This window comes from Mycolicibacter sinensis, assembly GCF_001667945.1.
GTDB lineage: Bacteria > Actinomycetota > Actinomycetes > Mycobacteriales > Mycobacteriaceae > Mycobacterium > Mycobacterium sinense_B.
The window spans coordinates 1-8494 of the sequence record NZ_LZJK01000061.1 but is presented as its reverse complement, the minus strand read 5'-3'; the positions used below and the strand labels follow the sequence as shown (position 1 = coordinate 8494).

Sequence of the window (8494 nt, the reverse complement as noted above, 5' to 3'; positions counted from 1 at the left end):
ACAAGTGCCGTTATGTCAAGCGCCCGCGGCTGACATAACCATCGTTGTCGCTGAGAGGCGGGCAACACCCACATACCGACCCCGCGGTTGCGCGTGGGGCCGAAGTTGTTCGCGGGGCTCAGCCGGGCCGGGCCGCCCGGTTCACCGCCGAGACCACCGCCCGCAGCGACGCCGTGGTGATCGACGACGCGATCCCGACGCCCCAGACGGTCCGGTCACCGATCTGGGCCTCCACGTACGCCGCGGCCTGGGCCTCCTCGCCGGCGCTCATCGCGTGCTCGGAGTAGTCCAGCACGTGGACGTGCACTCCGACGTGGCTCAGCGCGTCGACGAACGCCGCCAACGGGCCATTGCCGGCGCCGGCGATCTCGGTCTCCACACCGTCGACCTTGACCACGGCCTCGATGCGGTCGGTGCCGTCATCGGTCTCGGCGGCGATCAGCTTCTGCTGCATGCGCTCCAGCGGCCGGACCGGGTTCAGGTACTCGTCGGCGAAGGCGTCCCACATCTCCTTCGGCGTGACCTCTCCGCCCTCCCCATCGGTCAGCTGCTGAATCACGCGGGAGAACTCGATCTGCAGCCGGCGCGGCAGCACCAGCCCATGGTCGGTCTTCATCACGTAGGCCACGCCGCCCTTGCCGGACTGCGAGTTGACCCGGATCACCGCCTCGTAGGTACGGCCCACGTCGCGCGGGTCGATCGGCAGGTAGGGCACCTGCCAGAGCATGTCGTCGACATCCGCGTCGGCGGCGTCGGCATCGATCTTCATCTGGTCCAGGCCCTTGTTGATGGCGTCCTGGTGGCTGCCGGAGAACGCCGTGTAGACCAGGTCGCCGCCGTAGGGGTGACGCTCGGGCACGCCCAACTGGTTGCAGTACTCCACGGTGCGGCGGATCTCGTCGATGTTGGAGAAGTCGATCTGCGGGTCCACCCCGCGGGAGAACAGGTTCAGACCCAGTGTCACCAGGCAGACGTTGCCGGTGCGTTCGCCGTTGCCGAACAGGCAGCCCTCGATCCGGTCCGCGCCAGCCTGATATCCCAGTTCGGCTGCGGCCACGGCGGTGCCGCGGTCGTTGTGCGGGTGCAGGCTCAGGATCACCGAGTCCCGCCGCTTCAGGTTGCGGTGCATCCACTCGATCGAGTCGGCGTAGACGTTCGGGGTGGCCATCTCCACGGTGGCCGGCAGGTTGAAGATGATCGGGTTGTCCGGTGTCGGCTCGATGACGTCGCCGACGGCGTCGCAGACTTCCTTCGCGTACTCCAGCTCGGTCCCGGTGTAGGACTCCGGTGAGTACTCGTAGCGCCACCGGGTGCCCGGATACTTGGCCGCCTCCTGCAGGCACTTGCGCGCCCCGGCCACCGCGATGGCCTGTACCGCCGCCCGGTCGGCGCGGAACACCACCCGGCGCTGCAGGATCGACGTCGAGTTGTAGAAGTGCACGATCACGTTCTTCGCGCCCGCGCAGGCCTCGAAGGTGCGCTCGATCAGCTCGTCGCGGCACTGGGTCAGCACCTGCAGGGTGACGTCGTCGGGGACGGCGCCGTCGGTGATGATCTCGCGGACGAAGTCGAAATCGGTCTGGCTGGCCGACGGGAACCCGACCTCGATCTCCTTATAGCCCATGGTCACCAGCAGGTCGAACATCCGCCGCTTGCGGGCCGGGCTCATCGGGTCGATCAGCGCCTGATTGCCGTCACGCAGGTCGACCGCGCACCACAGCGGGGCCCGGTCGATGACCCGGTCCGGCCAGGTGCGATCCGGCAGGCTGATCTTTTCGACTTCGTCGGCGAAGCTGCGGTAGCGCTTGACCGGCATCGCCGACCCGCGCTGCGTGTTCCAGGCGGGCTGGCCCGGATTGGGCGGGCCGGCGGGTTTGGTGAGGCGGCGGCCCGACGTGAACGCGTCGGGAGAAGACTGAGAAAAACTGGTCACGGTGATTGCTCCGGGGTTCTCGAATGGAATTCAGACCGGCGCATCGCGAACACCCGCGACGGGAAGCCGGTCTGGATCAGACCCCGTCGCGGCGTCCGAGGAGGAGCACCCGCTGCACACCGTGGAGTTTACGCGCCCAGCTGGCTGTCACAGAAAACGGGCCCGGGCGCAGCGTCAACGCCGCGAGGGGCTTCCCCTATCCTGGGACAAGCCCACCCACGGAAGGGACGAAAAGTGGCGCTCGTCGTGCAGAAATACGGCGGATCGTCGGTGGCTGATGCCGACCGGGTCCGCCGCGTCGCCGAGCGCATCGTCGAGACCAAGAAGGCCGGCAATCAGGTCGTCGTGGTCTGCTCGGCGATGGGCGACACCACCGATGACCTGCTGGACCTTGCCCAACAGGTCTCCTCCGCCCCGCCGGCCCGCGAGCTCGACATGCTGCTCACCGCCGGGGAACGGATCTCCAACGCCCTGGTGGCGATGGCTATCGAGGAACTGGGCTGCAACGCCCGCTCCTTCACCGGGTCGCAGGCCGGGGTGATCACCACCGGCGTGCACGGCAAGGCCAAGATCATCGACGTCACCCCGGGCCGGCTGCAGGCCGCGCTCGGCGAAGACCAGGTGGTGCTGGTCGCCGGCTTCCAGGGCGTCAGCCAGGACACCAAGGACGTCACCACCCTCGGCCGCGGCGGCTCGGACACCACGGCGGTGGCGCTCGCAGCAGCGCTGCACGCCGATGTCTGTGAGATCTACACCGACGTCGACGGCATCTTCAGTGCCGACCCGCGCATCGTGCCCAACGCCAAGCGGCTGGACACCGTCACCTTCGAGGAGATGCTCGAACTCGCCGCCTGCGGCGCCAAGGTGCTGATGCTGCGCTGCGTGGAGTACGCCCGCCGCTACCACCTGCCCATTCATGTCCGGTCCTCCTACTCGGACAAGCCCGGCACCATCGTTTCCGGATCGATCAAGGACATCCCCATGGAAGACGCCATCCTGACCGGGGTCGCACACGACCGCAGCGAAGCCAAGGTGACCGTGGTCGGCATCCCCGACCTGCCCGGCTACGCCGCCAAGATCTTCCGTGGCGTCGCCGACGCCGACATCAACATCGACATGGTGCTGCAGAACGTCTCCAAGGTGGAGGACGGCAAGACCGACATCACCTTCACCTGCCCACGCGACAACGGCCCGGCCGCGGTGGCCAAGCTGGAATCGCTGCGGGCCGAGATCGGCTTCACCGAGGTGCTCTACGACGACCGGGTCGGCAAGGTCTCGCTGATCGGCGCCGGCATGCGCAGCCACCCGGGCGTGACGGCCACCTTCTGCGAAACGCTGGCCGACAACGGCGTCAACATCGACCTGATCTCCACCTCCGAGATCCGGATCTCGGTGCTGTGCGCCGAAGCCGACCTGGACAAGGCCGTCCGTTCCCTGCACGAGGCGTTCGGGCTGGGCAGCGATGAGCAGGCCACCGTCTACGGCGGGACGGGGCGCTGACATGGTCGCCATCGGAGTAGTCGGCGCCACCGGCCAGGTCGGCCAGGTGATGCGCACCCTGCTCGAGCAGCGCAACTTCCCCGCCGATGAGGTGCGGTTCTTCGCCTCGGCGCGCTCGGCCGGGCGCAAGCTGGAGTTCCGCGGCGCTGAGATCGAGGTCGAGGATGCCGAGACCGCCGACCCGACCGGGCTGGACATCGCGCTGTTCTCCGCCGGTGGGGCGATGTCGAAGGTGCAGGCGCCGCGCTTCGCCGCCGCCGGGGTCACGGTGATCGACAACTCGTCGGCGTGGCGCAAGGACCCGGATGTGCCGCTGGTGGTGTCCGAGGTGAACTTCGACCGCGACGTGCGCGGCAAGCAGTTGGCCAAGGGCATCATCGCCAACCCGAACTGCACCACCATGGCCGCGATGCCGGTGCTCAAGCCGTTGCACGACGAGGCGGGGCTGACCCGGCTGATCGTCTCGACCTACCAGGCTGTCTCGGGCAGCGGGCTGGCCGGCGTGCAGGAGTTGGCGGCGCAGATCCGTGCGGTCGCCGACGGTGCGGAGCAGTTGGTGCACGACGGTGGCGCGGTCGACTTCCCGGCGCCGAACAAGTACGTCGCGCCGATTGCGTTCAACGTGGTGGCGTTGGCGGGCAGCTATGTCGACGACGGTTCCGGTGAGACCGACGAGGACCAGAAACTGCGGCACGAGAGCCGCAAGATCCTCGGCATCCCAGAGCTTTTGGTCAGCGGCACCTGCGTTCGCGTGCCGGTGTTCACCGGGCACTCGCTGTCGATCAACGCCGAATTCGCCCGGCCGATCTCCCCGCAGCGGGCCGCCGAGTTGCTCAAGGCTGCACCGGGGGTGACGCTGACCGACGTGCCCACCCCGCTGGCCGCCGCCGGCGCCGACGACTCCCTGGTGGGCCGGATCCGGGTCGATCCCGGGGCTCCCGACGGCCGTGGTCTGGCGTTGTTCGTCTCGGGGGACAACCTGCGTAAAGGCGCAGCGCTCAACACGATTCAGATCGCCGAGCTGCTGGCGGCGTCCTAACCCTCGCTTAGGGCGCCGAACGTGCAACGCCTGCGAAAAATCGCCGGAAATTTCGCACTGGTTGCACGCTCGGCGGGATCCATGGCGGCAGTGGCGCTAGTGGCCGTCCCGTCGGTTGCACACGCCGAACCGCCCGCGCCGATCCCACGCCCAGTGCTCTGGCCGCTCGCCGAAGGCCAGGTGGTCCGCATCGGACCGAGCGCTGGAACCGGCACGCTCACCGGCGATTACGGCATCGGCGCCACCGATCTGTGCGAGTTCATGGAGTTCCCCAGCGCGGTGCTGCAGATCTGCGGAGACAGTTTCGCCGGTCAAGGCGTGGGGTTCGGCGGCTGGTATTCCCCGATCGCGCTGCGGCTCGACCCGGACTCGGTCGACGACTCCGCCGGCATCCGCTACACCGGTGTGCTCGGGGTGGACAAGCCACTGCTGGCCGACCCGACACCGGCCGGTTGCACGCAGCTGCCGGCCGGGATCGTGTCGATCAACCGGACCAACTACCTGATGGTGACCACCGCCAAGATGCTGGTGCCGCAGACATCGCGGCTGGTGAAAGCCGATCCGGCGCAACCGGGTTGGCAGACCGTACCGGGCTCGGTGCGAGCGGCTTCCTACCAGGATTTCGGTCAGTCCCAGATCAGCGGCTACTACGATCCGGTTCCAACACCGGACTCGGTCACCGGCTGGGTGTACGTCGTCGCCAACAACTTCGACCGCAGCGCGTCGGTGACGCTGTACCGGGTCACCCCGGACAAGTTCACCGACCGGTCGGCCTGGCAGGGCTGGTCGGCCGAAAAAGGCTGGGGTTACCCGCCCACGCCGCTGTGGAACGACCAGATCGGCGAGCTGAGCCTGCGCCAGGTCGACGGCAAGCCGGTGCTGTCCTACTTCAACGGCACCACCGGAAACATGGAAGTCCGGGTGGCCTACGAGCCGACCGGGCTGGGGACCGCGCCGGTGACCACCGTGGTGCAGCACACCGAGTGGCCCGACCCCCCGGTGCCGGTCGAGACGCTGCCCTCGCCGTTCGACAACCGGCTGGCGCAGCCCTACGGCGGCTACATCTCGCCGGGGTCGACGCTGGATGAGCTGCGGGTGTTCATCAGCCAGTGGAACACCGAGCCACGGCACCGGGCGCCCTATCGGGTGATCCAGTTCGCGGTCAACCCATTCAAGCCCTGGTCAGCGGGCTAACGAGCCTAGGCTCATCGGCTCATAGCTGACGCATAGCCAACACCTAGCGATGCCGGGTGGTTGGCCCCGCACCATTGCAACCATGAGCCAAACACCCGAACCCACCACACCGCCGGCCGCACCGCCCGTCGAGCAGAAGCCGTACTGGGTCTACCGGCTGGCCGCCTGGGTCGCGATCGTCGCCGGGGTCGTCTTCATCGTCTCGTCGATCTTCGTCGCCGGCGTCTACGCCAGTGGCGGCATGCGCGGGCACCACTGCCACCGCGGACACCACGGCCCCCATCACGGGGCGATGTTCCACAAGGGCTTCCACGAGGGGTTCCACCATGGCCCCCACCGGGGACCGGGCCCGATGGCGCCTCCGCCAGGGCCGGAAGGCGCGGGGCCTAGCGACGTTCCGCCATCGGTCACCCGCCCCCCGGCGCCGACCCCGGGCCGCTAGCCGGCCCGGCCACGAGCACCCAGCCGCCGCCCCACCCGAAGGGCGGCGGCTGGCGTCGTTCTCCGGCATGATTGGGCGATATGACCGAGACACCAGCCTCCAAGCCACCGCCGCCTCCACCACCGCCACCACAACCGGCCAAACCCAACCGGTTGTATCAGGCCGCGGCGTGGGTGGTGATCATCGCCGGGACGGTCTTCATCGCGGCGGTGATCTTCAGCGCAGGCGCCTACCTCAGCGACGGCGGATGGCACGGACCTCGCCACCACGGGCCGTGCATGATGCATCACGGTCCGCCGATGGGTCCCGGCTTCGGGCCCGCCGGCCCGGGCAACGAACCGGGTTGGCCCGGCTTCCGGCCTGCCGGTCCCGGTAACGGCCCGGGTGGCCCGGGCAGCCCACCGCCGCCTCCGCCGCCCGCGCCCCCGTCGGCCCCGCCCCCCTCGGCCCCCCCGCCGCCCCCACCGCCCCGTTAGCCGGACTGAGCACGCGAATGCCCCCGGATTCCAAGGGGATTCGGGGGCAACTCACGGTTGCGCCCACCTGAACGGAGACCCATCGATGACCGAGCACTACACCACCACCGAGGCCGGTGCGCCGGCGCCGAGTGACAGCCAGTCGCTGACGGTCGGCCCAAACGGCCCGATCCTGCTGCAGGACCACTACCTGCTCGAACAGATGGCGATGTTCAACCGGGAACGCACGCCGGAACGCCAGCCACACGCCAAGGGCGGCGGGGCATTCGGGCGGCTGGAGGTCACCGCCGATGTCAGCGCCTACACCAGGGCGGCGGTATTCCAGCAGGGTGCCGAAACCGAGATGCTGGCCCGGTTCTCCACCGTCGCCGGCGAACGCGGCAGCCCAGACACCTGGCGCGACGTGCGGGGGTTTGCGCTCAAGTTCTACACGTCCGAGGGCAACTTCGACATCGTCGGCAACAACACGCCGGTCTTCTTCCTGCGCGACCCGATGAAGTTCCAGCACTTCATCCGATCCCAAAAGCGCTTGGCGGCAAGCAATCTGCGTGACCATCACATGCAATGGGACTTCTGGACGCTCAACCCCGAATCGGCGCACCAGGTGACCTACGTGATGGGGGATCGGGGCCTGCCGAAAACCTGGCGGCACATGAACGGTTACGGCAGCCACACCTACAGCTGGATCAATGCCGCCGACGAGATCTTCTGGGTCAAATACCACTTCATCAGCGACCAGGGCGTGCAGTGCCTCACCCAGGACGAGGGAGAGCGCCTCGCCGGCGCCGACGCCGACTATCACCAGCGCGATCTGTACGACGCGATCGAGCGCGGCGAATATCCCAGCTGGGCGGTGAAAGTGCAGATCATGCCGTTCGCCGACGCCAAGACCTATCGGCTCAACCCGTTCGATCTCACCAAGGTGTGGCCGCACGCCGACTATCCGCTGATCGACGTCGGACGCTTCACGCTGGACCGCAACGTCAGCGACTACCACGCCGAGATCGAGCAGGCGGCGTTCGAGCCCAGCAATACCGTGCCCGGCACCGGGCTGAGCCCCGACAAGATGCTGCTGGCCCGCGGTTTCTCCTATGCCGACGCGCACCGCGCCCGGATCGGGACCAACTACAACCAGTTGCCGGTCAACGCGCCGAAGACCGACGTGCGCAGCTACTCCAAAGACGGGGCCATGCGGTTCCGCAACGCGAGCGACCCGGTGTATGCGCCGAACTCGACCGGCGGACCGGTCGCCGACCCGGCTCGCGCCGCCGAAGTGCGCTGGCACGTCGACGGTGACATGGTGCGCGCGGCCTACACGCTGCGCGCAGACGACGACGACTTCGGCCAGGCCGGAACCCTGGTCCGTCACGTCTTTGACGACGAGCAACGAAAAAGGTTGGCCGCCAACATCATCGGGCATGTCTCTGCCGGTGTGCGCGAGCCGGTGCTGTCGCGGGTGTTCGAATACTGGCACAACGTCGATAAGGATCTGGGGCGCACCGTGGAGGCCGGGGTGCGGGCCAATCTCGCCTGACGGTCGGGCGCCGGCCTGGCATGATCGAGCCATGAGCATCCACGTCGTTTTCGCCACCGAGTCGACCGCGACCGGCGGGGGCCGCGACGGCCACGTCCGTTCGGCGACCGGCCGCATCGACCTGGACACCCGCCCACCCCGCGAGCTGGGCGGCAACGCTGAGGGCACCAACCCCGAGGAGTCGTTCTCCGCGGGGTACGCGGCCTGTTTCCTGGGCGCGTTGCGGCTGGTGGCGCGCCGCTCGGCCGTCGCACTGGAAGACGCCACGAACGTCACCGTCCAGGTAGCCCTGGGCAAGGACATCGCCACCGAAGAATTCGGCTTGACCGGAACCATCATCGGGAACCTGCCGGGGCTGTCGCAGGCCGTCGCCGAC

General features: G+C 68.4%; 8 protein-coding genes. 7 read left to right on the top strand and 1 reads right to left on the bottom strand.

What is annotated here, in order from left to right:
- Nucleotides 1–118: 118 nt before the first annotated feature.
- Complete coding sequence (leuA, locus tag A5694_RS08215) at nt 119–1933, bottom strand: 2-isopropylmalate synthase (protein ID WP_064921348.1); 1815 nt, start codon at nt 1931–1933, stop codon at nt 119–121.
- Between the two features lie 234 nt (nt 1934–2167).
- On the opposite strand from leuA, the gene A5694_RS08210 reads away from it, so the two are divergent.
- From A5694_RS08210 to A5694_RS08185, 7 genes are all read left to right on the top strand, one after another.
- Nucleotides 2168–3433 (top strand): aspartate kinase, encoded by a 1266-nt coding sequence (locus A5694_RS08210; protein WP_064921347.1) that lies wholly within the window; start codon nt 2168–2170, stop codon nt 3431–3433.
- A gap of 1 nt (nt 3434) precedes the next feature.
- Nucleotides 3435–4472, top strand: a complete 1038-nt coding sequence (locus A5694_RS08205; protein WP_064921346.1) for an aspartate-semialdehyde dehydrogenase — start codon at nt 3435–3437, stop codon at nt 4470–4472.
- 81 nt (nt 4473–4553) lie between these two features.
- Nucleotides 4554–5666, top strand: a complete 1113-nt coding sequence (locus tag A5694_RS08200) for a DUF4185 domain-containing protein (RefSeq protein WP_064921345.1) — start codon at nt 4554–4556, stop codon at nt 5664–5666.
- A gap of 82 nt (nt 5667–5748) precedes the next feature.
- On the top strand, nt 5749–6108 hold the full coding sequence (locus A5694_RS08195) for a hypothetical protein (RefSeq protein ID WP_064921344.1): 360 nt from the start codon (nt 5749–5751) through the stop codon (nt 6106–6108).
- An 80-nt stretch (nt 6109–6188) separates the two neighbouring features.
- Nucleotides 6189–6584 (top strand): hypothetical protein, encoded by a 396-nt coding sequence (locus A5694_RS22470; protein WP_082952576.1) that lies wholly within the window; start codon nt 6189–6191, stop codon nt 6582–6584.
- 85 nt (nt 6585–6669) lie between these two features.
- The gene (locus A5694_RS08190; RefSeq protein WP_064921343.1) at nt 6670–8118 is read left to right on the top strand and encodes a catalase; all 1449 of its coding nucleotides are present in this window, start codon (nt 6670–6672) and stop codon (nt 8116–8118) included.
- Between the two features lie 31 nt (nt 8119–8149).
- Nucleotides 8150–8494 (top strand): Ohr family peroxiredoxin (locus A5694_RS08185; protein WP_064921342.1); only part of this gene is annotated, 345 nt, incomplete at its 3' end.